We start from the raw sequence: 23,686 nt of genomic DNA, 5'->3' as shown, positions 1-23,686 counted from the left end.
TGTGCTGATGAGCATGTTGATGCAAGATAGAGTTGACGTTGTTTTCTACGCAACATTTCCGGGAAAATATATTGCCAATGACATCGGCATGGACAATCTGAAGGTATCGGATTTTCACCTTACTATTCAGCTGTATCTACACTTGAATAAACGTCATGCCAGCCTCTTGCCTGTCCTTGAACAGCAGCTGATAGCCATGAAGGCTGATGGCAGCTTTGATTCGATACTGGCTGACTACGGCGTTGTGCGCTCAAGATGACCCCTAAGCAGACACTCTGACATGGGCATTCGCACGACACTCAACAAGAGCCTGGTCCTGCCTATATCGGCACTGGCACTGGCGGCTGTCGTACTGGTCTCCATTTTCACCTACCAGACAGGCAATGCTCAACTGGAGCAACGAATACATAATCTTGCGCAAAGCAGCGCCGTGCTGTTCGAAGATCTGCTATGGCAAATGGACAATTCAACGATTGAGGTATTGCTGGAAAAATACGTCAGTCTGGGCGCCGTGACAGCGGCACAGATTACGGCAAAAGACCCCGATTACAATCTGCAGGTAGGCGATAGCCAGCCTGCAGCTTCCTCCTATCGTTATTCTCATATCCTGGAGCGTAAGGACTCTCATTCCACTAGGCAGATAGGCATACTGACTCTGGAGATGAGTTATCAGCTTGTCTGGGATATGGTTCGCACTCGTATTCTCGAGACTCTTGCCGTTGCCTCGTTAGCGGTGCTTGCTACCACATTCATCATCCAGTATTTGCTGAATAACAGACTGGTAGAACCAGTTCTGAAAATATCCAACGGACTCGATAACTGGCATGGTGACTGGCATGACTTCAAGATAAATCTTGGCAGGAACGAGCACCACAGCAAGTCGCACGAAAACGAACTGGACCGCCTGGTCAGTTCGATTCATGGCATGCGGGATCAGATTCTGGCGGCCAACCGGATTATCGAAACAAAAGACGAGCGCCTGCTCAGTGCTGCCCGAATTGCCGGGATTGGCTATGCCTCCTTTGATCTGGGTAGTGGAAAGATTGTCGAATGTGATGATATTTTCGCAAGCATGTCCGGTCAGACTGTTGGCGAAATGATGGTGGCCTCCAGTCGAGAAGACATGCTGAACAAGCGACTGCATGCTGATGACTTCGATCAAATGATGGAAATACGTCGGCAACTTGCACATGGTATTGAGACGGAAGGAGCCTTCAGAATTGCTAACGCCACAGGCGACTATCGTCACATACGCCAGCTGTTCACCGTAGCTTCCCGCAAACAAGGAGAATCCTCATTGGTGCTTGTCGTTGCCCAGGACGTTACGGAGCTCAATCGTTTGCAGAGTACGTTGGTTCATGCGCAGAAAGTCAAGAACATCGGCAATCTGACTGGCGGGGTCGCACACGATTTCAACAATATCCTGGCTGTGATCTCCGGGAACCTGGAGTTACTGGAAGAACGAATATCAGAGCCATTAGCCCGGGGTTATGTTCAGACCTCCTTCCGTGCCGTCAAGCATGGCGCCGAGCTCACTCATCAACTACTGGCGTTTGCACGCAAACAACCTTTGCAGCCAGAGGTGCTTGATCCATCCCGGTTGATTCGGGACTCACTTTCGCTCCTGCGCACCTCCGTGGGAGAAAGCGTGGATCTGGAGGTAGTTACAGACGGTGGATTGTGGCGTACCGAAGTGGATAAAACACAGCTTGAAGCCGCTATCATGAATCTGGTGATCAACGCCCGAGACGCCATGCCCAATGGTGGAAAACTCACAATAGAAGTCGGTAATACAAGACTGGATAGAGATTATTCTCAGCTTCACTATGAAGTTCAGCCCGGACAATACGTCTGTATCGCTATTACCGACAGCGGCTGCGGCATGAGCGCAATGACGATCAGCCAGGCAATGGAACCCTTCTTCACAACCAAGGATGTAGGCAAGGGCACCGGGCTTGGACTGTCGATGGCCTATGGCTTTGTCAAACAGTCCGGAGGGCACCTGAAGATTTATTCTGAAATTGCTCGTGGCACGACAGTGAAACTCTATTTACCGCGTGCCAAAGCATCACAGGAAGCCCCTCCGTCACCATTAACAGCGCCCATTGCCACTCGGTTCCACGGCTTACACGTGTTTCTGGTGGAAGACAATGACGAACTGCGGCAGACCTTCACTCTGCAACTGGAAGAAATGGGGGCACTTGTTAACAGTGCATCCGATGGCAATACAGCCTTTCGCCTGGCCCCGGGCATTCCTCAAATCGATCTTATTCTGTGCGACGTCATTCTTCCAAATGGCATGAAGGGGCCTGAAGTGGTAGCTGGCCTGAAAGACGCCTATCCGGATGCGGCAGTCATCTATATGTCTGGCTATACAGAGAATGCCATCATTCACCAGGGCAGGCTCGACGACGGCGTTATCATGTTGCAGAAGCCGTTTTCCAGGGCAGACCTGGTGACAGCTTTCACCAGGGCATCTGAGGCTGTTTCAGAGTCGTTGCTGATCACCTGAAATGCTCAGGCCTCATTAGGGGAATCACGTGAATCATCTGCGGTAACTACGGATAGTCATCACTCTGGAACCCTGCCATGCTCTCCCGCTATTCTACTGTAAAACGGGAGTTGGAAATGTTCGAGACACAATTAAACGGTCCTGACCGCCTTGATATCTCTATCAGTGGCAAAGTTGACAGTAATACGATGCGTGAATCGCTAGACGCCCTCGATAGTCAGAGCAAGGGCTTTGTAAATGGGCGAATGCTGTATCGCATCGATAACTTCGACATGCCCTCCTTCGGCGCCATAGCGGTTGAATTGTCACGTCTGCCAATGCTCTTTGATTTGCTGCGTCGCTTTGATCGTGTCGCAGTACTTACCGAAAAACGCTGGCTGCAAAAACTCAGCGAGCTAGAAGGCAAGTTCTTGCCCGGACTGTCAATCAAAGCTTTTGATGCAAACGAAGTGGACCTTGCCGAGCAGTGGTTAGCCACGAGTTCGACGAGGGAAGAACGCTAAAAGCTCTTTTGATCTATTTCATGCTGACAGGAATTGATCGGGATAGGGGCCGACCGAAGTCGGGCCCCTCCCACACCACCCGGCATGCGGGTCCGCACCGGGCGGTTCGAGAAGTTGAGGTCATGAGAGACGAGGAACACCGACGCCATCGTAATACTTGACCGATAGAATAAGGTGCAATCCCGAAAGGCTGTTGTGCCAACAACGTTTGCTAGAGCAAGCGATGACGGTGGGTATCCCCAATTCCCTGGAGCCTCCACCCGGTTTCGGAATTTCCACGCGTCGCACGGCCGATGGCCGATAACTACCGCGCAGCAATTCATCCCGGATCACTGGCCACTGGGTGTGAAGATATTCAATCGTTTGAGTGATTGAACGACCGTCTACGCCCGCACTACCTTTATTGGCTTTGACGCGTTTCCACGCCTCCACCATGTTCTCTCGCGAGAGCGCCTGCTCAAGCAGATTCTCCCGCCCCAAGCCTTCGGTTCGTTGAGGCACCGACACCGCTTCACCGCGCGCAGAAAGCTTTCGGGCTTCACCCGTTCGTCTCTCACTGCGCCTCGGTCTCCCGAGTTTCTGGTGCTTTGCTTTGTCGAGCGTCAACGTCTTCTAGCTCTCCTTCTCGTTTAGCCCTTCATCGCATAATGACGACTACTATGGCCTCTGCTGACTTCTCACTCCGACCATACGATCGTCGCCCTTTCAGGCACAAGGTGAGATCTCCCCGGGTAAGACTGCAATCCTTCCCCACACAACCGCCGAATCTACATTATCTCCCTTTGACCACAAGAGCTTCGCGATGACGTGCCCGCTCGCCCTGATTGATAATGCCTCAATATTCGGTTCTTGTTCATCGGCTCGTGGTTTCGCTATACACTTCCTCCCCACGCTTGGTCGCCCTTGCGCAGTTGTGTTTCACTTCGGTCGCTGTGGTCAGCTTCCGGAAGGACTTTCACCTCCAAGATCGCACCCATGCCGGGCGCACACATCCTCCTCTCCCTAAAGAAAGAGGATTCCCACTAAGGAGCGCAATGTCCTGCGCCGAGACGGAGAATATTTCGAGCCGCGTTAACGTCACGATCATGCTGAACACCACATTCAACACATTGCCAGTCTCTTACCGAAAGAGCTCTTATTCCCTGCGGTCCGCACAGGCTTCCGCATTCGGAGCACGCTCGCGTGGTATAGGCTTCATTGATTTCTCGATAGACAATACCGGCCTGCTGGCTCTTGTAGTCGAGCATTGTCTTGAAGCTGGCCCAGCTTGCGTCAAGCGCAGACTTGGCCATCGTGGTTTTTGTCAGCTTCGAGCTACTGACATCTCCCACGTAGATCTCGCCGCATCGATTGACCAGATTGCGGCTGAATTTATGCAGGGCATCTGCTCTGCGATTCCTGATTTTTGCGTGAATCGCCCGGGTGCGCCGTTTGCGTCTTGCCCGCTGGGCCTTGGCAAGCTTGCCTTCCAGGTGGCGATACCAACGTCCCTCCAGCACGGTGCCATCGCTGCAGGTGGCAACGGTTTTCAGACCAAGATCGATACCTATACTGTCTTGCCCCTTGGGACACGTGCGATCAACCGAGACACAGATGCAAAAATACCATCGACCGCGAGCATCCTCAGTAAAACAACCTGCCCTGAACCTGTAATTGGCAAGACCGAAGCTGTCCCATACCTTGAAGTGAGAACCTGCAAAGAAGACCTGCCCGTGCTTCCAGTGAGCTGCCCGAGCCTTGAAGGGCACCCACCCCAACGAGCGTTTATCGCCAAAACTCTTGCGCCACCTCAGCTTGCGACGCTTTGCCGAGGAGCGTTTGCTGGCGTAGTGTTCGGCAGTTTCCTGAATCGTACTGCTACCAATGTGCTCGAACTGCTTCGACGCACCAACCGTGTAAGCAGAGAAGTCAAATCCGGACATCCACCGACCACGCTCCCGAATCATACGATCAGACAGCTCGTTGCAGTAGTTCCATACCTGATTGACTTCAGTCGCCATGCTGCGCAAAAGCGGCGCGTGGCGATCTTTTACCCTGACTTTGAGAACTTTGATGCATGTTGATTTCACGGCTCGATTGTATATCCGTTCCGCCCCTATTCACCCAGAAGGGCCAACAAAAACTGGCTATATATACAGCATTCCAATTCCTCCCCGCCCTGAACGACGGGGTATCCTTGGAATTGAAGGGATGAAAACAAGATTTCTGGTCAGACTATGCCCTGCCCTATCCATTGCACCACTGCTTCTTTTCTCCGGAGCCACCCTTGCTGAACCCTGCCTGCGTGTGACATTGACAGGTACCCAGGGTGGTCCACCTGTCTTCAATGGACAAGCTGGCGCTGGTACGCTGGTGCAGTATGGAGATTCCGAATCCAGCTGCTCTAGCGTGCAACTACAATTTGACACAGGTCGCGGCACCACCCAGCAATTGTCCAAACTGGGTGTACCCGTAGAAAAACTGAACGCTGTATTTCTCACCCATATGCATTCTGATCATTCAGAAGGCCTGAGCGATATCGCGCAACTACGTTGGCACTTTTCTTCTGCGGGTCCCAAACTGGATCTGGTTTGCTCGCAAGACGTAGAGACAGAGAACGGTTACACACTCAGCTGCAACGGCTTTGCAGAACACATAGGAGACACCCTGATCGCCTCTGGTGAGATGGCCCAACGCTTGTCTGAAAATCCAAAGCGTTTGACCGGAGGTCCGGCTGACTTGCTGCACGTCATGGCATTCGAGAACCTGCCAAAAGCTCAGCAAGTATGGCAACTCGATGATGTCAAAGTCAGTGCAATCCAGTCTCAGCACATCGGTGGACATGCATCCTATAGAGTCGATACTCCAGCAGGCAGTGTTGTCATTGGTGGCGATGCTGGAAACGACATCCCGGAGCCACCTCGTCAATCCTCTACCTCAGAACAAGTAGAGTCACTGGCCATGGGTGCCGATATTGTCGTTCATTCTGTCATCCACCCTGTCATGGGACCAGATCAAGGCAGTGGCTTCCCGCCACCGATCTACTATCGACAAAGCAATGCTCTGGACCTGGGAGCCCTGGCCAAGAGAACAGGCACTGAATACCTGATGCTGACTCATTTGATTCCTCCCTTGGGAGCTGAAAAGCAAGGTCCTTACCCTATTCCAGGTGGCGCATTGAACGAGGAGGATTATCGCTCTGCTGTGCTGGATAGCGGTTACACCGGCAATACCATTGTCGGCACTGACCTGATTTCCATTCAGATTCCCGCTGACTGAAGTCTTTTTCAACGATGTCAGTCAGTGCGCGGCTATCAATTCCTTGATGACGCAGATGTAATTCGGTTGCAAGCGGCTTCGCCCGACAGCGTAGCTACTTGCAATTTACAGCTCAGAACCCTGTCAGCAATTACCCTGTGGCTTTCAGCAGCTACCCAATGGTTTTCCTATGATTCTCATAGAGAGTAGAGCCAATGTCGAAACCGTCATTATTACCGCTGGCACAACGTCAATCACAAGTTAACATGGGGCTTGAAACCACGGAAAAAGGACAAGACGTTGAGAACACGGAATATTTTACTTGCAGTTGCCATCAGTGGTGCTCTGGCATCCTGCACAGACGGTGATTCACTCACCTATTCATCGGGAAACACTCCTTTAGAGGATGCGACGGTACCCACTCAAAACAACAATGGCAACAGCGTCGTAGGTGCTGGAGTCAGTACCACAGGGCAGGACTGCAACTCGGAAGGCATTAGTGTCACAGGAACTTGTGGTGAGCTGATCGACTACACCCAGTCAGACGCTCGTCAATGCTGGTTACAAGGTGGCGAATTCAATCAAGATAGTCGCGTATGCATCCCCACTGAGCAAGAGCCCTTTTATGACAATGATCGCAACGGCATCGAAGACAACCGCGACATCACACTAGAGGACTACATCCAGCGATGGTATCGCGGGGGTAGAAGTATCTATGACAACATCGGTTACTACTTCCCTGATACAGAGCAGCCTGAAGTTGTAACGGTTGCTGAAGAAACACCAGCTCCAGTTGAACCCCCTGCTATCGTAGAGCCAACCGAAACGCCTGTAGAGACACCTGTTGAAACACCTGTCGAAACACCTGTTGAAACACCTGTCGAAACACCTGTTGAAACACCTGTTGAAACACCTGTTGAAACACCTGTCGAAACGCCTGCTGGAGCTCGAGTCGAAACACCGGAGCCAACAGGCGGTTACACGTGGTCAGATGGGTGGGTGAATGTACCTGAGGACGAACAAGAGGCAAACGGCGGGTTCGATACGAGACCGAACACCATACTGACCATGACGATCACTTGGGAAGGTCAAGCCGCTGGATACACGGTCTACCTTAATGACCAATCGGTTGATACTCAGGTTGCAGAAACTGATGAGCCCACTACGTTCACCTACCAGATAACACGCAACCTGGACAGATCAACTCCAGACGATTACTACGGAATATTGATAGCGGATATTCTTGCCACATACGACTACCGCGTAGAAGCCTGGGATGCTGAAGGAAATCCATCCGAGCTTTCCGAACGGGTTGAATGGAAAGCGCCTGCTAATACACCTGATGACCAGATGGAACCGGGAATGGTTAAGTAGAATACAGCGACAAGATTTGCCAACTCAGAGCCCCGCTTCGAGCGGGGCTTTTTTATGGGTGTTTCAAATAGCGGGTTTCAACTTCAAGCATTGCTTGAAACAATATATTGCAACTCTGGCACTAAAAGCAAAAATGCTCCTGCTTCACCACCAATCATGACAAGCAGCCAGCACATTTCGCTCTTTAGTTTTCGGCGCTCTGGTCAGCCCATGCTTCGCCAGAGTGCAGTCGCACCTTTAAAGCTCATGATCAAAATTTGATAGTCACAGATCTTGTCAAGCTCATACACTCCATCGTAATGGACCCCGAAACCGTTGGCGAAGCTCTACTGACTATCAAGGAACTGGCCGAGGAAGGCATGACCTGCATTCTGGTAACAGCTTACGCAGCCATCTTTTCGCTATCGAATTACGTGCAGAAGACGATTTGCAAACAGGGGTTTCAGCCTTTTCGATCACGGAAGAAGATGAAACCAGTTACAGACCAATTCATAGAGGTATTTTCACTCTACAGGCCTGAGGCTTAATCAGCAGCAAGAGACTACTGTAACCCACTGAATTTTTAAATAAAAATGGCGCGCCCGGAAGGATTCGAACCTCCGACCACCTGGTTCGAAGCCAGGTACTCTATCCAACTGAGCTACGGGCGCGCAGACTCAAGCAAAACATGCCGAGCGCGTAGTATACGATGTTGAACTTCCTTATGGTTGAACTTTCTTCATAAAGGACATATCAAACCATTTCTTTTTACGGCACCATGCCACTCTTTCCCCTCAATGGAGTACGACAGTTCTATGGCAATTCTGAAAAACCTGGCAAAGGCCACCGCGATCACAGCACTGCTCGCAACGTCAAGCCTTATCAACATCGCTTCAGCGGCCAGTTTGTCGGACGTACCCAGTGGTAGCTACTCTGTAGACCCGACTCATGCGTTTATCAATCTTCAGTACAGCCACTTGGGCCTGTCACATCCGACACTCAGCTTTGATGACTTTACTGTCGACCTGAACCTGGATAGCGAAGATCCAACCAAATCCATGATTCTTGTATCAATTGACCCGGCCAGCGTTATCACAGGCTCGGCAATCTTCAAGGACCACCTGACCAGTGCTGACTGGCTTGATGTAGCACAGTTCCCTGAAATCACTTTCCAGTCCACGACCATCACGGCAAACGATGACGAGACCTACACCGTCAATGGCGACCTGACAGTCAAGGGCGAGATCAAACCCGTCACACTGAACGTCACTATCAACGCTGCCATGAATCATCCAATGAGTGGCAAACCGGTTGTCGGTATCGACGCCACCGGTGAATTGATTCGCTCTGACTTCGGACTGGGCAATTATGCACCTAATGTCAGTGATGAAATGTCCTTGAACATCACCGCTGAACTCAACAAAGTTCAATAAGTAGCCGCTACCAAGACTTAAATCAGTTTCTCAAGGACATTCTATGGGTCGTTCTCCTGAACAGCGCTACGGTGATATCGCTGTTATCTTTCACTGGGCCATCGCACTGCTCATTATCGGCTTGCTGATCATCGGCAAGTACATGACCTCTCTGGAAGAGAACGACCCTGTCCGATTTGTGCTGACTCAGTGGCACAAGAGCTTTGGTATCACCGTTTTGATCTTGTCGGTACTGCGACTGCTTTGGCGCTTCACCCACAAACCACCCACCGAACTGCCCTCCATTCCGACTTGGCAATCTCGTGTGGCCTCCCTGGTACACGGCCTACTCTACGTGCTGATGTTCGCACTGCCCATAACCGGCTGGATCATGGTTTCCGCCTCACCGTTGAATCTGGACACCGTCCTGTTCAACGTCATACCCTGGCCTCACCTGCCACCGTTTGCCACGCTTGAAAACCGGGCAGACATCGCTCATTCTTTTCACGACTATCACGAAATCGCCGGCACAGTACTCATTGTCATTCTGCTGGCCCACATCGGCGCGGCCCTTAAACACCACTTTGTCGACAAGGATGTAACCCTGACCCGCATGCTGCCAGCCAGTGGCTCGCGCAGTTTCAAACGCAAGCTGGGGGCTCTGTTGTTCTTTGTCGCCGCTGGCACCGCAGGTCTGTCTTTCTATGCAAACTCGGGCAATCAGGCCGCACTGCTGGCAGCTGGGGATAGTGAGGTCAGCTTTATTGCCAACGTCACCGGAGAACCGACACCGGGGATCTTCTCCGATACCGCTGTAGAAGCACTCATTGATGAAGCAAACCCATCGGCCAGCACCCTTGTGGCACGTGTACAAACAGCTTCGCTGTCCAGCGACAATATGCAGGTAGCAGGCTCCTTGCCCAACACTGAATGGTTTGATGTCCAGAACTACCCTGAGGCCTTGTTCGAATCCAGCAGTGTCGCCTTGTCTGATGACGGCAGCCTGCAAGTCACAGGCAACCTGACCATCAAGGAAACCACAATAGAGGTTTCATTCCCCATGACGTTATCTGATGAGGATGGCACACGGGTGGCCCGCGGCGAGTTTTCGATTGATCGGCGCGAATTCTCTATCGGTCTCGACAGCCAGCAAAGTGATGACTTCGTAGGGTACCCGGTGGTGGTGAAATTTCGCTTTGATATAGCCGCGCAATCAAGCTGAGTTGACTTATCCCTACTACCATACCACCTCAGTGACCATTGGCGCGCCTGTGAATTATCCAAACACCTTGGCGATCACTAACTGACGATCAAAGCCCGATACAGGTAGAATCCTGAGCTTCCGCACAGAAATTAGGAGAGTCTCGCCTTGTCGATCAAGAAAATTCTTGTTGCCAATCGTTCTGAGATCGCTATCAGGATATTTCGGGCAGCCAATGAACTTGGTATCAAGACCGTAGCCATCTGGGCTGAAGAGGATAAGCTCGCCTTGCACCGTTTCAAGGCAGACGAGGCATATCAGGTTGGGGCAGGCCCACATCTGGATAAGACCATGGGTCCTATCGAGTCCTATCTCTCAATCGAAGAAGTGTTGCGAGTCGCTAAGCTCTCCGGTGCTGATGCCATCCATCCCGGCTACGGCTTGCTGTCCGAGAGTCCCGAGTTTGTTGATGCCTGCGATGCTGCTGGCGTCACTTTCATCGGCCCTCGTGCCGATACCATGCGGCGACTGGGTAACAAGGTTGCTGCACGTAACCTGGCTATCGAAGCGGGCGTACCCGTGGTCCCTGCCACCAAGCCATTGCCAGAAGATCTGCCAACCATCAAGAAGATGGCAGCGGAGATCGGCTATCCCATCATGCTCAAAGCCTCCTGGGGCGGCGGCGGTCGTGGCATGCGTACCATTCGCTGCGAAGAGGACTTGGATAAAGAGGCCAATGAAGCACGACGTGAAGCAAGAGCCGCCTTTGGCAAAGACGAAATCTACCTGGAAAAACTGGTAGAGCGGGCTCGTCATGTCGAAGCTCAGATTCTGGGCGATACCCACGGTAACGCGGTGCATTTGTTCGAACGTGACTGCACCGTGCAAAGGCGCAACCAGAAAGTCGTAGAGCGTGCACCCGCGCCCTATCTGTCGGACGAGCAACGCGAAGAGCTCAGCCAGTACGCGCTGAAAATTGCCAACGCAACCAACTATGTCGGTGCGGGAACCGTTGAGTTCCTGATGGACATGGACACCCAGTCCTTCTACTTCATCGAGGTCAACCCACGTGTTCAGGTTGAGCACACGGTGACCGAGGAAGTGACGGGAATCGATATCATCAAGGCGCAGATACATCTGGTGGAAGGTGCTGTCATCGGCACTCCCGAATCCGGCGTACCTGCCCAGAAAGACATCCGGCTCAATGGCCACGCCATGCAGTGTCGTATCACGACAGAAGATCCTGAGCACAACTTTGTGCCCGACTATGGTCGTATCACCGCCTACCGCGGCGCATCAGGATTCGGTATCCGGCTCGATGGTGGTACTGCCTACTCAGGTGCTGTCATCAACCGCTTCTATGACCCTCTGCTGGAAAAGGTCACCGCCTGGGCTCCAACCAGTGAAGAAGTCATCAAGCGTATGGACCGTGCACTGCGCGAGTTTCGTATCCGTGGTGTGGCAACCAATCTGACGTTTCTGGAAAACGTTATCGGCCACGAAAAATTCATTGATAACACCTATACCACGCAGTTCATTGATACGACCCCCGAGCTTTTCGAACAGGTACAACGAAGAGATCGTGCGACCAAACTTCTGCAATACATCGCTGATGTATCCGTCAACGGACACCCTGAAGCACGTGATCGGCCAAAGCCCAGAGCAGATGCCCTGCCCCCGGTAAAACCCTGGTTCGACAAGCCACTTGAAAAAGGCACTAAAGACCGTCTGGACGAGGTCGGACCGGTTGCCTTCAGTAAATGGCTGCGAGACACCCCGCATGTCATGGTGACTGATACCACCATGCGTGACTCTCATCAGTCGCTGCTGGCCACCCGTATGCGTAGCAAAGATATCATCGATATCGCTGGTTCCTACGCGCATGGTTTGCCGCAGTTGTTGTCTTTGGAATGCTGGGGCGGTGCAACCTTCGATGTCAGCATGCGTTTTCTCACAGAGGATCCATGGGAACGTCTCGCCATGATTCGTGAAAGGGCCCCCAACATCCTTCTACAGGCACTGATTCGTGGTGCCAACGGCGTTGGCTACACCAATTACCCCGACAATGTCGTCCGGCATTTCATCAAGCAGGCCGCTGAAACCGGTGTTGACCTGTTCCGTGTTTTCGATTGCTTCAACTGGGTCGACAACATGCGCGTCAGCATGGATGCGGTACTGGAAGCCGACAAACTGTGTGAAGCCACCATCTGCTACACCAGCGATATGCTGGATGAAGCCCGCCCCAAGTATCACCTCAAGTATTACCTGGATCTGGCTCGTGATCTGGAAAAAGCAGGTGCTCACATCCTGTGTATCAAGGACATGGCGGGACTCATGAAGCCTGCTGCAGCCAGCGTGCTGTTCAAGGCCTTGCGTGAGGAAACCTCACTACCCGTTCACTTCCATACCCATGATACTTCCGGCATATCGGCTGCCACGGTTCTGGCCGCTGTCGACGCTGGTGTCGATGCCATTGATGCCGCCATGGATGCCTTGTCCGGCAACACTTCCCAGCCTTGCCTGGGCTCCATCGTCGAGGCTCTGCGTGGCACCCCTCGGGATACCGGGCTGAGTCGCCAGACCATCGAACAGATCTCTTTCTATTGGGAAGCGGTTCGCAACCAGTACGTCGCCTTTGAAAGTGATATGAAAGGCCCGGCATCAGAAGTTTATCTTCACGAAATGCCCGGTGGCCAGTTCACCAACCTGAAAGAACAGGCTCGTTCGATGGGACTGGATTCACGCTGGCATGAAGTGGCTCGCGCCTATAGCGATGTCAACCAGATGTTCGGTGACATCGTCAAGGTGACACCATCATCCAAGGTCGTCGGTGATATGGCGTTGATGATGATCAGTCAGGATATGACTATCGCTGATGTGCAGAACCCGGACAAGGATATCTCCTTCCCCGACTCTGTCGTATCAATGATGAAAGGCGAGCTCAGTCAGATGCCGGGTGGATTTCCTGAAGGCATACAGAACAAGGTTCTCAAGGGTGATAAGCCTTTGAAAAACCGTGCCGGTGCCGAGATGGAACCTGCAGATCTGGACGCCACCCGTGCACTGCTGTCCGAAACACTGGGCCACAAACCTAGCGAGAACGAACTCGCTTCGTACAATATGTATCCCAAGGTGTTCACGGATTTCGCAACAACGCAGGTCATGTATGGACCCACCAGTGTGCTGCCAACATTGGTGTACTTTTACGGCTTGAAAGTAGGTAGCGAGATCTTTATCGAGATTGAGAAAGGCAAGACCCTCGTCGTTCGATGCCTGGCCATCGGTGAGGCTAACGAGGAAGGCATGGTCAGAGTCTTTTTTGAACTCAATGGTCAACCGCGCTCAATTGCGGTACCTGATCGACGTCACGGTGCTTCAGGTGCCAAGGTAAAAGCCAAGGCCGAGCCCGGCAATGCAGAACACATAGGCGCTCCCATGCCAGGTGTGGTCTCAACCGTCAACGTGAAGGAAGGCCAAAGCGTTGAGACGGGAGATATTCTGCTCTCTCTGGAAGCCATGAAAATGGAGACCGCCATTTACAGCGAAATGGATGGTGTTATCGAGGAGCTGCTGGTCAAGGCTGGCGACCAGATTGATGCCAAAGACCTGCTGGTTCGAATAGTCCCCAGCAGCTAGGAAAGCAGAAGTCGATCTGTACGAGAACTAGTCGTCCTCGTACAGATCGTCGTCACCATTCAAATCGACATCCAGCCAGTTTTCATCGCTGTCGCTCGCAAACAGCTTGGGTGCGACTTTTTTCACGGCTGACTTCTTGACCCCGGATTTCTTGGGTTTGACTGCTGTCCGAATTTCACCGAAGTAGTACAGCTCATCCAGCTCCTGGTCTGACAATTTGTCGTAATTGGGTTCTGGAAAATAATCATCATCAAATCTGTCTGACATGCGCTTACCCATCTGTAACTACCTCTTGAATTCGCCAATTGCGGGGGAGTGTTCCGTCCAGCGAATTTGCGGCTTTAGGGCTACAGGTATCAAGCACTTTTTTATGTAATTTTCCTGAATGAGACATGCATGACGCTATCAGGCAAGTGTCAGCAACTCATTCCAGCTCAGCCAGACCTCGCAGCACACGCATGAAGCCGTGAACAGCATTCAAGGAGGCTGATTCATTCATGGTGTGATAACCGGTTGTGGGAACCTGCAATGTCGTCCCGTCCACCAGGCCCTGACTGGCCGTAATAATGCGCCCCATCTCGGTTGATCCCAGAGAGTGGGCATCCTCGCCACTGGCCAGCCGTTTTTCATTGAGTTGCTCGATATAGATGTCCTTGTACATATAGGTGACATCGCTCGACTCACACACCTGAGCAACACGCTCTGTCAGCTGAGCGTTGAACAGTCCATTGGCATCTTTATTCCTCAGAACGACCTGTTGACGATCAGCCGCCTCAGAATCAGGAAAGGGACTGGTATCCACAACAATGAGCTGATTGGTCGAATTGCCAAAGCGGCGGAACCATTCCAGCAGATATCTCCAGCTCTTGCCAGCCTCCTCCTGGGCGGTGAAAAAGGCTGTCCCCTGAAACCCAAGCTCATATAGATAGACCAGTGCTGCGACGGTCAGAACATTGTCCAGCTGCCCGCTCAGACTGCGACCCGACAGCTTGAGTTTGTCGGTAAAGGCCACCGGAGAGCCTGCCACCAGGTATTCCAGACCTTCGAGTTGAAAGATCAGATTGTTGCGACGCTCACTGACATAGGCATTGTGAATTCGGCCTTTGCCGCGATAGGCCCCTGACCAGGGCTCATAGGCATAAACCGATTGCGATTCGAACCGGTCAGATACCTTGTTCATCAACGATTCACTGACAGAGTTACCCAGCAGGTCTGATCTTGCACCTGCCACAAAGGCGGCGTACTGGAATTCATTGGGCCCAGTACACATCAGACCATGCCGGTCGATATGGGCTGAGAACATGACACTGTTCGGCTTGTCGCCTTCGGCAACCAGCAAGCCCTCATACCAGGTGACACGAGCGCCCCGCTCCTCCAGCTCACGCTGCAGTACCCTGAAGAAGGAATGCTCAGCACCAACGACACTGGGGTTGCGAATCAGTGTCGCCAACAAGTCTACGAAAGAGGCCGACAGGCGCTCGTGGATCGGCCCGCTATCATCTGGCATTGTTTATTGTTCTCAGTTCGAGCCGGCGCAAAAACTCGCCAGCCAGCTGTTTGTATAGTTCGGCGCCCAGGAATTTGTCCTCGACACCAGCATCCACGCTCGGGTTGTCGTTCACCTCGATGATGACAACATCCTTGCCGCTCTGCTTCAGATCAACCCCATAAAAACCGTTACCGATCAAACGTGTCGCCTTGATAGCGGTGCGCAATACCTTCTTGGGTACCTCCTCCACCGCCATGGTTGAAAAGTTACCAGAAGACACCCGGCCATTCTCGGCATGGTTGTAGATCTGCCAGTGCCCGCGGCTCATGAAGTACTTGCAGGCGAACAAAGCCTGCCCGTTCAGCACCCCAATGCGCCAGTCGAAATCCGTTGGATAGAATTCCTGAGCCAGTATCAGCGCAGAACGGGCAAAGAAATCATGGGCAATCTGTTTCAACTCGGCCATGTCCTTGGCCTTCTTGACGCCAACAGAAAAAGCACCGTCCGGTATCTTCAGTACCAGCGGGAATAACAGATCCTCGGCAGCGCTTTCAAGGCAGTCTGTCTGATGGCGATTCAGAACACGCGTCCTGGGCGTCGGCACTTTATTCACTTCCAGTAAATTGGCCAGATAGACCTTGTTGGTACAGCGAAGAATCGATTGCGTGTCATCGATCACGACGCAGCCCAGCGACTCGGCTCGCTTGGCAAATCGGTAGGTATGATTGTCGATATTGGTCGTGGCGCGAATGAACAAGGCGTCATATTCTGCCAACCTGGAAAAATGCTTGCGGGTAATGATATCCACATCCAGACCAAGCCCGCGTGCCGCTTTTTCAAAGCGTTTTAACGCCCGCGCATCCGAAGGTGGCATCTTCTCGTCCGGGTCGACAAGAATAGCCATGTCATAGCGATACTGTTTTCGACTTTTGTGCTTTCGCCAGATGTTGCGACTGAACTGATCCAGCGCTTCTGCAAATTCACTCTGCTCTTGCTCGTCCAGCGAGTTGATACCCCGCATGCGCAAACGGCTGATATGCCAATGCTCATCGCGACGGAACTGAACCTCCAGAATCGGACAAGGGAACTGCTCGAAGAGGACTCGTGCCAGTGAGCTGAAATCCTCATCGCTGGTTGTACCAAAATAGACATTGAGTGTGAATTTGGTACGCTCAGAGGACTCCACACGCGCGCTGAGCCGCGTATCCAGTCGCTTCAGAGCATCACCGGCCGCATCCAGATCCAGCAGGTATAACGACTTGCTGCCCAGACTATTGATGGTTCGAATGGACGGTATCACCTGCTGAGCGCGTGATTCTGCCAGCAACGAGCAATAATACCCATGACTCAGGTAGCGATAACTTCGACAAAGGTTCAGAATCACGGTTTGGGCAACAGGCCCTTTTTGCGCCGCCAGATAGGCGTCAACCGGTGTCACATCCTGACTGGGATAATACGGCTTCCAGTCATCAGCAGCACTGATGACGATAGATACACTAGGCATCGTTGGATAAGACCCTGATAGTTACTGTATTGGATAGAAAGACGTATTGGAAGAGTACTTGCACCCTGCCGCTATCGGCAGATACCCGTGTAATAGTGATAGCACGTTGAATATTTCCCTACCTTCCGATACGTACTGATGAACGCCATCACCTTCCCAAAAACGACATCCAGTCAACTCATACGCCTTGCCACGCTGGAGGATGTCGACAAACTGGTTGCTCTGGAGAACTTGTGTTTTTCCGGTGACAGGATAAACCGGCGACAATTTCGCTGGATGATCACCCGTGCCAACGCCCAGCTCAACGTCTGCATGGAATCCGATGAGCTGACCGGCTACGTCCTGGTACTGTTCCACAAGGGGACCTCTCTGGCCCGCCTCTATTCGCTGGCGGTGTCGCCTTTGCATCGCGGCAGTGGTCTTGGCCGGTTACTGCTCGATGAAGCTGCGCAAATGGCGCTCTCCCATCAATGTGTATACCTGAGGCTGGAGGTCGATCCACGCAATGTCAAAGCGGTTGCCTTGTATGAGCGCAACGGCTACAAATTGTTTGGCACACATGAAGATTACTATCAGGACCACGGGGATGCTCTGCGCTATCAGAAGCGCATCCTGAGCACCTCACCGAGCATTTCCCATACCGTTCCCTACTACGAGCAGACACTGGACTTTTCTTGCGGGCCGGCCAGTCTGATCATGGCCATGCGAGCGTTAGATCCTTCCCTGCAGGCGGATCGCACCCTGGAATTGCAACTATGGCGTGAGGCCACCACCATTTACATGACCTCGGGGCATGGTGGCTGCAGCCCCCATGGACTGGCTCTGGCAGCTCATCGGCGTGGCTTTCATGCGCGTCTGATGCTCAATGATTCGGGACCGTTGTTTCTGGATGGGGTTCGGCGCGCCGACAAGAAAGCCGTGCTGGAGCTGGTTCATGAGGACTTCCTCACACAAATCGGACAGACCGACATTGAAGTCTCTTATGCGGGTTTTGATTCAGCGGCACTTGTCACCGCTTTGTCATCTGGCTGTGTCCCACTAGTGCTGATCAGCTCCTGGCGTTTCAACGACAACAAGGCCCCTCACTGGGTGGTTCTGGTGGCCGCAGACGACAGTTTTGTCTACCTTCACGATCCCGATGTCGATGCTCAGTTGAGCAAGGCTCCGGGCGATACACAGTCGGTACCCGTGCGCATCGATGACTTTGAACGTATGATTCACTTTGGACAATCACGCATGCAGGCAGCGATGTGCCTCTGCCCGCCCCTAACCGAGTAACACCCCCCGAAAATGAGCAAAACAGGTGATCAGGCATTTCGTGCCAAGTCGAACAAAGAGCGCTGGCCCGAGCCAGCCTATGCGGGTGCACTGAGCTTTCTGCGAAGACGCTACAGTCGCGATCTGGAGGGTGTCGATGTTGTCGTCAGTGGCATCCCCTATGACTGTGCGGTCACCTATCGCTCAGGTTGCCGCCTGGGTCCTCGCGCCATTCGTGCAGCCTCGGTGCAAATGGCCGAATTGCTCGCTTTCCCCTTCGGCTTCGACCCCTTCGAAACCTTGTCCGTGGTGGATTACGGCGATTGTGTCGTTGACCCTCACCATCCGGAAACTGTTATCGACGATATCGCCGCCCATGCCACAGGCATTCTGGAATCTGGCGCGCGCATGCTGACCTTCGGTGGAGATCACTTCACCACCTACCCGCTTCTCAAGGCTCATGCAGAAAAATACGGCCCCATTGCTCTCGTGCAATTTGATGCGCATTGCGACACCTGGGAAGATGATGGCAGTCAGCTCGATCACGGCACCATGTTCACGCGCGCCATAGCCGACGGCATTGTTGATCCGAGCCGCTCCACTCAGGTAGGTTTGCGAACCTATAACGACCATGATGCAGGTTTTGAAATTCTTACCTCGCCGTGGATTCATCGCAATGGAATCGAGGCAGCACTAAAAGTCGTGATTGAGCGAGCCGGTGATCAACCGGTCTATCTCTCTTTCGATATTGACGGGCTGGACCCAGCCTTTGCCCCCGGCACGGGTACTCCTGTTGTTGGCGGTCTGTCCACCTGGCAGGCACTCGAGTTCGTACGCGGTCTGGAACCTTTGCACCTGATCGGCATGGATGTGGTTGAAGTTGCGCCAGCCTATGATCATGCAGAAATCACGGCTCTGGCAGCAGCCTCAGTCGCTCATGACTGGTTATGTGTACTGGCCAGTCAACGCGGTGCCATCAAACGAGGTGTAGGTCGACTGTGAGTACTGGCATGAAGCGACCTTCTGACAATGACGACACTCCTGTCTGGAGCGTTGCCCAATCCGCCGAACGCTATGGTATCGATGAATGGGGTGCCGGCTACTTCAGTGCCGATAAGCATGGCCATATGGTCGTCATCGATCCAGAAAACCCGGATAGCCCTCGAGTCTCTCTGCTGACCGTTATGGAAGGCTTGCGCGAGCGTGGACTGGAACCACCTGTGCTGCTCAGAATCGAGAACATACTTGATCATCGCATCAAGGTCATCAACGAGGCTTTTACCCGCGCCATGAAGGATGGCGGCTACCTCAATCGCTATCGTGGTGTATTCCCGATCAAGGTCAACCAGCAACGCCATGTGATCGAGGAAATCGCCCGTGCGGGCAGCGCCTACAACCATGGCTTTGAAGCCGGCAGCAAAGCCGAGTTACTGATCGCCATGGCCTCTCTGGAAAGCCATGAGAGCCCCATCATCTGTAATGGTTTCAAGGATGCAGAATTCATCCAGCTTGGCCTCTATGCACGCAAGTTGGGAATCGATTGCTTCTTTGTTGTGGAAAACCCCACCGAAGCACGCATCATCATCGAACAAAGCCGCGCACTGGATATCAAGCCCCTGATCGGCGTACGCGTAAAATTATCGACACGAGTAGACGGGCACTGGCAGGAAGATAGCGGCGATCGCAGCATTTTTGGCCTGTCCACGGCAAGACTTCTGGAAGTGGTGGATTTGCTCAAAGAAGCCGATATGCTTGATTGCCTGAAACTGCTGCATGCCCATATCGGCTCGCAGATTCCCAACATCATGAACGTACGTGCGGGGGTTGCCGAGGCCTGTCGCTATTATGTGGACCTGGTTCGTGAAGGTGCTCCCATGGGCCATATGGATATGGGTGGTGGCCTGGCGGTTGACTATGATGGCAGCCAGAGTAACTGGACGCACAGCATGAATTACAAGCTGGATGAATACTGTGCCGACATTGTCGATACGATCCTGGAAGTCCTGAACCCACTGGACATAGCGCACCCGGAACTCATCACAGAATCCGGACGTGCAACCGTGGCGTATTCCTCCGTATTGCTGTTCAATATTCTGGATGTGACCGACTCCAATCCCCTGCCCGATTCATCAATGGATGCCGAAGCGCCTGCAAGCGACTCTGCAGCAGCTGATTCGACCGAGTCCACAGTCTCTGATCTGAACGAAGATCCGCAGATTCTACGCCTGAGGGAAGTGCGGGATAGCGTGTGCCCTGATAACCTTCAGGAGTGTTTTAACGACGCCAATTTCTACCGTGAAGAAATGCGGGATCGGTTCCGACGCGGTACCAGTACGCTGCGTGCCATGGCCATGGCTGACAACACCTACCTGCAGATCATCGAACGTATTCGCGAGGAACTGCCCAACGTTGCGCGTGTGCCAGCGGTTTTGCAGGATCTTTCCGAAAGTACCTCCGATATCTATTACGGCAACTTCAGTATCTTCCAGTCATTGCCCGACACCTGGGCTATCGAGCAGGTTTTTCCGGTGCTGCCCATTCATAGACTGAACGAAGAACCGACACGTACAGCATTCATCGCTGACATCACCTGCGACAGTGACGGCAAGATTGATCATTTCGCCGATCCCAGTGGCCAGTCCCGCACCTTGCCTCTGCATGAAGTACGCAAAGGAGAAGACTACTTTCTGGGTGTATTTCTGGTCGGTGCCTATCAGGAAACGCTGGGAGATCTGCACAACCTGTTCGGCGATACCAACGTTGCCAGCATCCGCATCACAGCAGATGGCGCTGTTCAGTACGAGCGCGAGTTGCACGGCGATACGATTGCCGACGTACTCAGTTATGTCGAGTATCAACCAGCCACCCTGCTGGAGTCCTTTCGACATGTCGCTGAACGGGCGGTACGATCCGGTCACCTGACCGTAGCAGAGCGGCGCACCATTGTGAAAAGCTTCACCGAGAGTCTCGGTGGCTACACATATTATGAGAACATTTGACATTCACGGGCGCCAGTGCGGCGGACAAGCCCAAACAGTTATCAAGGAGTCAGCATGTCTAAAGTTGTAATTGTAGGAGCGGGAGGCGTCGGCGGCGTGGTCGCACACAAATGTGCGCAATTGCCCGATGTCTTCCACGAAATCGTTCTGGCCAGCCGTACAGAATCCAAATGCAAGGCAATTGCCGCGCAATTGGATCGCCCTATCCGAACGGCCACCATTGATGCAGACGATGTACCGGCCATGGTCATCTTCCTTAACGAGGAAAAACCTGACCTGCTCATCAACGTTGCCCTGCCTTATCAGGATCTGCACTTGATGGATGCCTGCCTGGAAGCCGGCGTGCATTACATGGATACGGCGAACTATGAGCCACCTGACGAAGCAAAATTTGAATACCACTGGCAGTGGGCCTATCAGGACAAGTTCAAGAAAGCCGGGCTGATGGCACTACTGGGTTGTGGCTTTGATCCGGGTGTCACAGGTATTTTCACCGCACACGCAAAAAAGCACCACTTCGACACCATCGAGTATCTGGATATCATTGACTGCAATGCCGGTGATCATGGTCAGCCTTTTGCCACCAACTTCAACCCGGAGATCAATATCCGCGAAGTATCGGCAAAGGGTCGTTATTGGGAAAACGGTGAGTGGCAGGAAACCGATCCTTTATCGGTTCGCCACGAATTCGACTTCCCCGAAGGTATTGGCAAGATGCCGATGTACCTGATGTATCACGAAGAGCTCGAGTCATTGACTACTCACCTGCCAGAGATCAAGCGCGCTCGATTCTGGATGACCTTTTCGGACAACTACCTGAAGCATCTGGAAGTGCTGGAAAACGTGGGCATGACGCGCATCGATCCTGTGCAGTTCAACGGTCAGGAAATTGTTCCTCTGCAATTTCTTAAAGCCCTGCTGCCTGACCCCTCCAGTCTCGGTCCATTGACCAAGGGCAAGACTTGTATTGGCTGCCTGATTCGTGGTGTCAAAGACGGCGAACAGAAGCAATACTATATCTACAACATCAGTGATCATGAAGCCTGCTATGCCGAAGTGCAATCACAGGCTATTTCATATACCACGGGTGTACCGGCCATGATCGGCGCCAAGATGATGCTTGAAGGTCACTGGATGAAGCCAGGTGTCTGGAATGTCGAACAGCTTGACCCGGATCCGTTCATGGCTGATCTGAACAAGTTCGGCCTGCCCTGGACTGAAACCACGCCTGAGACAGTCAGCCTGGATTAGAACGCGGTGGTTGGCGACTTCTGAATAGCGTCGCCCTGCCAAACGGCAAAACAGCAGCGGAGAGGATCCATCGCGGTCCTCTCCTGCTGCGCTACTCAGCGACAACGACAGAGTCATTTTTACTGTGACAGAAAACACTTTTTCAAAATTCGATACCCAGCGCGTACCCTCGCCCTGCTTTGTTGTAGATCGCGCCTGTATCGAAGCGAATCTGCAGATATTGAAGCATGTGGCCGACCAGAGCGGAGCCCGAGTCCTGTCGGCATTGAAAGCCTTTTCGATGTGGAACCTGGCCCCTCTGGTATCACAGTATCTGGACGGTACTTGCGCCAGTGGCGTGCATGAAGCAAGGCTCGGACGCGAACACTACAAGGGTGAAGTACACGTATTCTCCGCCGCTTATTCTGCCGCTGATCTGGATGAATTACTGCCTATCGCAGACCACCTTGTTTTCAATTCCTTCGGCCAGTGGAAACGATTTCGCGAATCTGTTTTTACTGAACAAGCTCGTCGACCGAGCCTGAAAGCCGGCTTGAGGATCAACCCGGAACACTCTGAAGGTACTACGCCTATCTATGATCCCTGCGCCCCGGGCTCTCGACTGGGCATCACCCGCGCGCAATTCGAAGTCGATGAATTGCAAGGCATCAGCGGCCTGCACTTTCACACTTTGTGTGAACAGGATGTACCGCCATTAAAACGCACACTGGAAGCGGTTGAAGCCGGCTTCGCAGACGTCCTGCCGCACATGCAGTGGGTCAACTTCGGCGGCGGTCATTTGGTGACGGAGCCGGGGTATCAAGTCGAAGAGCTTATCCAGCTGATCAAGGACTTCGCTGCTCGCTATGACGTTCAGGTATACCTGGAACCAGGCGAAGCGGTTGCCATTCACTCCGGTGTACTGGTTAGTGAAATACTCGACATCATACCAACAGACTACCAACAGACCATTCTGGATATTTCCGCCACCTGTCATATGCCAGACACGCTGGAAATGCCCTATCGACCTCATGTTCTGAACAGTGCAGAAAAAGGTGAACAAGCTCATACTTATCGGCTCGGCGGCATGACCTGCCTGGCGGGTGATGTCATCGGTGACTACAGTTTTCGTGAGCCGCTGCACATTGGTGACAGACTGGTGTTCGATGACATGGCCCACTACACCATGGTCAAGACCAGCACCTTCAACGGCATTCCCCTGCCCTCACTGGCTGTCTGGGACTCCCGCACCGATGAGCTGCAGATAGTCAGGCAATTTGGCTACGAAGACTTCAAGAACCGCCTGTCCTGAAAATAACCCCCTGAGGCCGCATTGGGCCACGCGTTCAAGCA

18 protein-coding genes and 1 tRNA gene are annotated in these 23,686 nt (G+C 52.8%); 13 read left to right on the top strand and 6 right to left on the bottom strand.

Annotated elements, in window-relative coordinates; all coding sequences use genetic code 11:
• Positions 1–19 precede the first annotated feature (19 nt).
• The 3 genes from IMCC3135_RS35340 (at position 20) to IMCC3135_RS13055 (ending at position 3,015) form a co-directional block, all read left to right on the top strand.
• Entirely contained in the window at positions 20–259 is a 240-nt protein-coding gene (locus IMCC3135_RS35340; RefSeq protein ID WP_335589294.1) for a type 2 periplasmic-binding domain-containing protein, read from the top strand.
• Between the two features lie 21 nt (positions 260–280).
• On the top strand, positions 281–2,512 hold the full coding sequence (locus tag IMCC3135_RS13060; RefSeq protein WP_088918020.1) for an ATP-binding protein: 2,232 nt from the start codon (positions 281–283) through the stop codon (positions 2,510–2,512).
• 116 nt (positions 2,513–2,628) lie between these two features.
• Positions 2,629–3,015 carry a SpoIIAA family protein gene (locus tag IMCC3135_RS13055; protein ID WP_088918019.1) on the top strand — a complete coding sequence of 129 codons (387 nt, stop codon included), beginning with the start codon at positions 2,629–2,631 and terminating at the stop codon, positions 3,013–3,015.
• 120 nt (positions 3,016–3,135) lie between these two features.
• Here IMCC3135_RS13055 and IMCC3135_RS34720 read toward each other — a convergent pair whose 3' ends face one another.
• On the bottom strand, positions 3,136–3,621 hold the full coding sequence (locus tag IMCC3135_RS34720; RefSeq protein WP_205738026.1) for a hypothetical protein: 486 nt from the start codon (positions 3,619–3,621) through the stop codon (positions 3,136–3,138).
• Positions 3,622–4,037: 416 nt separating this feature from the next.
• A complete protein-coding gene (locus IMCC3135_RS13040) occupies positions 4,038–5,084 on the bottom strand; it encodes an RNA-guided endonuclease InsQ/TnpB family protein (protein WP_088921827.1) in 1,047 nt (348 codons plus the stop codon).
• Positions 5,085–5,205: 121 nt separating this feature from the next.
• Here IMCC3135_RS13040 and IMCC3135_RS13035 point away from each other — a divergent pair, with 121 nt between their 5' ends.
• Together IMCC3135_RS13035 and IMCC3135_RS13030 are read left to right on the top strand one after the other, a co-directional pair.
• Positions 5,206–6,273, top strand: coding sequence for an MBL fold metallo-hydrolase (locus IMCC3135_RS13035; RefSeq protein ID WP_157735956.1), 1,068 nt, complete (start codon positions 5,206–5,208; stop codon positions 6,271–6,273).
• Positions 6,274–6,552: 279 nt separating this feature from the next.
• Positions 6,553–7,626, top strand: coding sequence for a hypothetical protein (locus IMCC3135_RS13030; RefSeq protein ID WP_088918017.1), 1,074 nt, complete (start codon positions 6,553–6,555; stop codon positions 7,624–7,626).
• A gap of 573 nt (positions 7,627–8,199) precedes the next feature.
• Here IMCC3135_RS13030 and IMCC3135_RS13020 read toward each other — a convergent pair.
• A tRNA-Arg gene (locus tag IMCC3135_RS13020) sits at positions 8,200–8,276 on the bottom strand.
• A 144-nt stretch (positions 8,277–8,420) separates the two neighbouring features.
• Between IMCC3135_RS13020 and IMCC3135_RS13015 the strand changes: the two genes are divergently transcribed.
• The 3 genes from IMCC3135_RS13015 to pyc all read left to right on the top strand — a co-directional run bounded on the left by IMCC3135_RS13015 (position 8,421) and on the right by pyc (position 13,854).
• Positions 8,421–9,038, top strand: a complete 618-nt coding sequence (locus IMCC3135_RS13015) for a YceI family protein (RefSeq protein WP_157735955.1) — start codon at positions 8,421–8,423, stop codon at positions 9,036–9,038.
• Between the two features lie 43 nt (positions 9,039–9,081).
• On the top strand, positions 9,082–10,239 hold the full coding sequence (locus tag IMCC3135_RS13010; RefSeq protein ID WP_088918014.1) for a cytochrome b/b6 domain-containing protein: 1,158 nt from the start codon (positions 9,082–9,084) through the stop codon (positions 10,237–10,239).
• 147 nt (positions 10,240–10,386) lie between these two features.
• Positions 10,387–13,854 carry a pyruvate carboxylase gene (gene pyc / locus IMCC3135_RS13005; RefSeq protein ID WP_088918013.1) on the top strand — a complete coding sequence of 1,156 codons (3,468 nt, stop codon included), beginning with the start codon at positions 10,387–10,389 and terminating at the stop codon, positions 13,852–13,854.
• A gap of 27 nt (positions 13,855–13,881) precedes the next feature.
• Here pyc and IMCC3135_RS13000 read toward each other — a convergent pair whose 3' ends face one another.
• The 3 genes from IMCC3135_RS13000 to IMCC3135_RS12990 form a co-directional block, all read right to left on the bottom strand.
• Positions 13,882–14,121, bottom strand: a complete 240-nt coding sequence (locus IMCC3135_RS13000; RefSeq protein ID WP_157735954.1) for a hypothetical protein — start codon at positions 14,119–14,121, stop codon at positions 13,882–13,884.
• Between the two features lie 157 nt (positions 14,122–14,278).
• Complete coding sequence (locus IMCC3135_RS12995) at positions 14,279–15,361, bottom strand: peptidase M42 (RefSeq protein ID WP_088918011.1); 1,083 nt, start codon at positions 15,359–15,361, stop codon at positions 14,279–14,281.
• Complete coding sequence (locus IMCC3135_RS12990; protein ID WP_088918010.1) at positions 15,351–16,847, bottom strand: RimK family protein; 1,497 nt, start codon at positions 16,845–16,847, stop codon at positions 15,351–15,353. The genes IMCC3135_RS12995 and IMCC3135_RS12990 overlap by 11 nt, the downstream gene beginning before the upstream one ends.
• Positions 16,848–16,985: 138 nt before the next feature.
• Here IMCC3135_RS12990 and IMCC3135_RS12985 point away from each other — a divergent pair, with 138 nt between their 5' ends.
• The 5 genes from IMCC3135_RS12985 to nspC all read left to right on the top strand — a co-directional run bounded on the left by IMCC3135_RS12985 (position 16,986) and on the right by nspC (position 23,645).
• Positions 16,986–18,125, top strand: coding sequence for a GNAT family N-acetyltransferase/peptidase C39 family protein (locus tag IMCC3135_RS12985; protein ID WP_088918009.1), 1,140 nt, complete (start codon positions 16,986–16,988; stop codon positions 18,123–18,125).
• A gap of 12 nt (positions 18,126–18,137) precedes the next feature.
• Positions 18,138–19,106 (top strand): agmatinase, encoded by a 969-nt coding sequence (speB, locus tag IMCC3135_RS12980; RefSeq protein ID WP_088918008.1) that lies wholly within the window; start codon positions 18,138–18,140, stop codon positions 19,104–19,106.
• An 8-nt stretch (positions 19,107–19,114) separates the two neighbouring features.
• Complete coding sequence (speA, locus tag IMCC3135_RS12975) at positions 19,115–21,103, top strand: biosynthetic arginine decarboxylase (RefSeq protein ID WP_088918007.1); 1,989 nt, start codon at positions 19,115–19,117, stop codon at positions 21,101–21,103.
• Between the two features lie 54 nt (positions 21,104–21,157).
• A complete protein-coding gene (locus IMCC3135_RS12970) occupies positions 21,158–22,354 on the top strand; it encodes a saccharopine dehydrogenase family protein (RefSeq protein ID WP_088918006.1) in 1,197 nt (398 codons plus the stop codon).
• 124 nt (positions 22,355–22,478) lie between these two features.
• Positions 22,479–23,645, top strand: coding sequence for a carboxynorspermidine decarboxylase (nspC, locus tag IMCC3135_RS12965; RefSeq protein ID WP_088918005.1), 1,167 nt, complete (start codon positions 22,479–22,481; stop codon positions 23,643–23,645).
• The last annotated feature ends 41 nt before the right edge of the window (positions 23,646–23,686 follow it).

Source organism: Granulosicoccus antarcticus IMCC3135, assembly GCF_002215215.1.
Taxonomy (GTDB): domain Bacteria; phylum Pseudomonadota; class Gammaproteobacteria; order Granulosicoccales; family Granulosicoccaceae; genus Granulosicoccus; species Granulosicoccus antarcticus.
This window is presented reverse-complemented; position numbering and strand designations above follow the sequence as displayed.

Bases quoted from the DNA above. Each gene is read 5' to 3' on its own strand.
- speB (WP_088918008.1), top strand. From the start codon at position 18,138: ATGAGCAAAACAGGTGATCAGGCATTTCGTGCCAAGTCGAACAAAGAG.
- IMCC3135_RS12970 (WP_088918006.1), top strand. From the start codon at position 21,158: ATGTCTAAAGTTGTAATTGTAGGAGCGGGAGGCGTCGGCGGCGTGGTC.
- speA (WP_088918007.1), top strand. From the start codon at position 19,115: ATGAAGCGACCTTCTGACAATGACGACACTCCTGTCTGGAGCGTTGCC.
- IMCC3135_RS12995 (WP_088918011.1), bottom strand. From the start codon at position 15,361: ATGCCAGATGATAGCGGGCCGATCCACGAGCGCCTGTCGGCCTCTTTC.
- IMCC3135_RS13060 (WP_088918020.1), top strand. From the start codon at position 281: ATGGGCATTCGCACGACACTCAACAAGAGCCTGGTCCTGCCTATATCG.
- IMCC3135_RS13010 (WP_088918014.1), top strand. From the start codon at position 9,082: ATGGGTCGTTCTCCTGAACAGCGCTACGGTGATATCGCTGTTATCTTT.
- IMCC3135_RS13055 (WP_088918019.1), top strand. From the start codon at position 2,629: ATGTTCGAGACACAATTAAACGGTCCTGACCGCCTTGATATCTCTATC.
- IMCC3135_RS12990 (WP_088918010.1), bottom strand. From the start codon at position 16,847: ATGCCTAGTGTATCTATCGTCATCAGTGCTGCTGATGACTGGAAGCCG.
- IMCC3135_RS13035 (WP_157735956.1), top strand. From the start codon at position 5,206: ATGAAAACAAGATTTCTGGTCAGACTATGCCCTGCCCTATCCATTGCA.
- IMCC3135_RS13000 (WP_157735954.1), bottom strand. From the start codon at position 14,121: ATGTCAGACAGATTTGATGATGATTATTTTCCAGAACCCAATTACGAC.
- IMCC3135_RS13015 (WP_157735955.1), top strand. From the start codon at position 8,421: ATGGCAATTCTGAAAAACCTGGCAAAGGCCACCGCGATCACAGCACTG.
- IMCC3135_RS12985 (WP_088918009.1), top strand. From the start codon at position 16,986: ATGAACGCCATCACCTTCCCAAAAACGACATCCAGTCAACTCATACGC.
- IMCC3135_RS35340 (WP_335589294.1), top strand. From the start codon at position 20: ATGCAAGATAGAGTTGACGTTGTTTTCTACGCAACATTTCCGGGAAAA.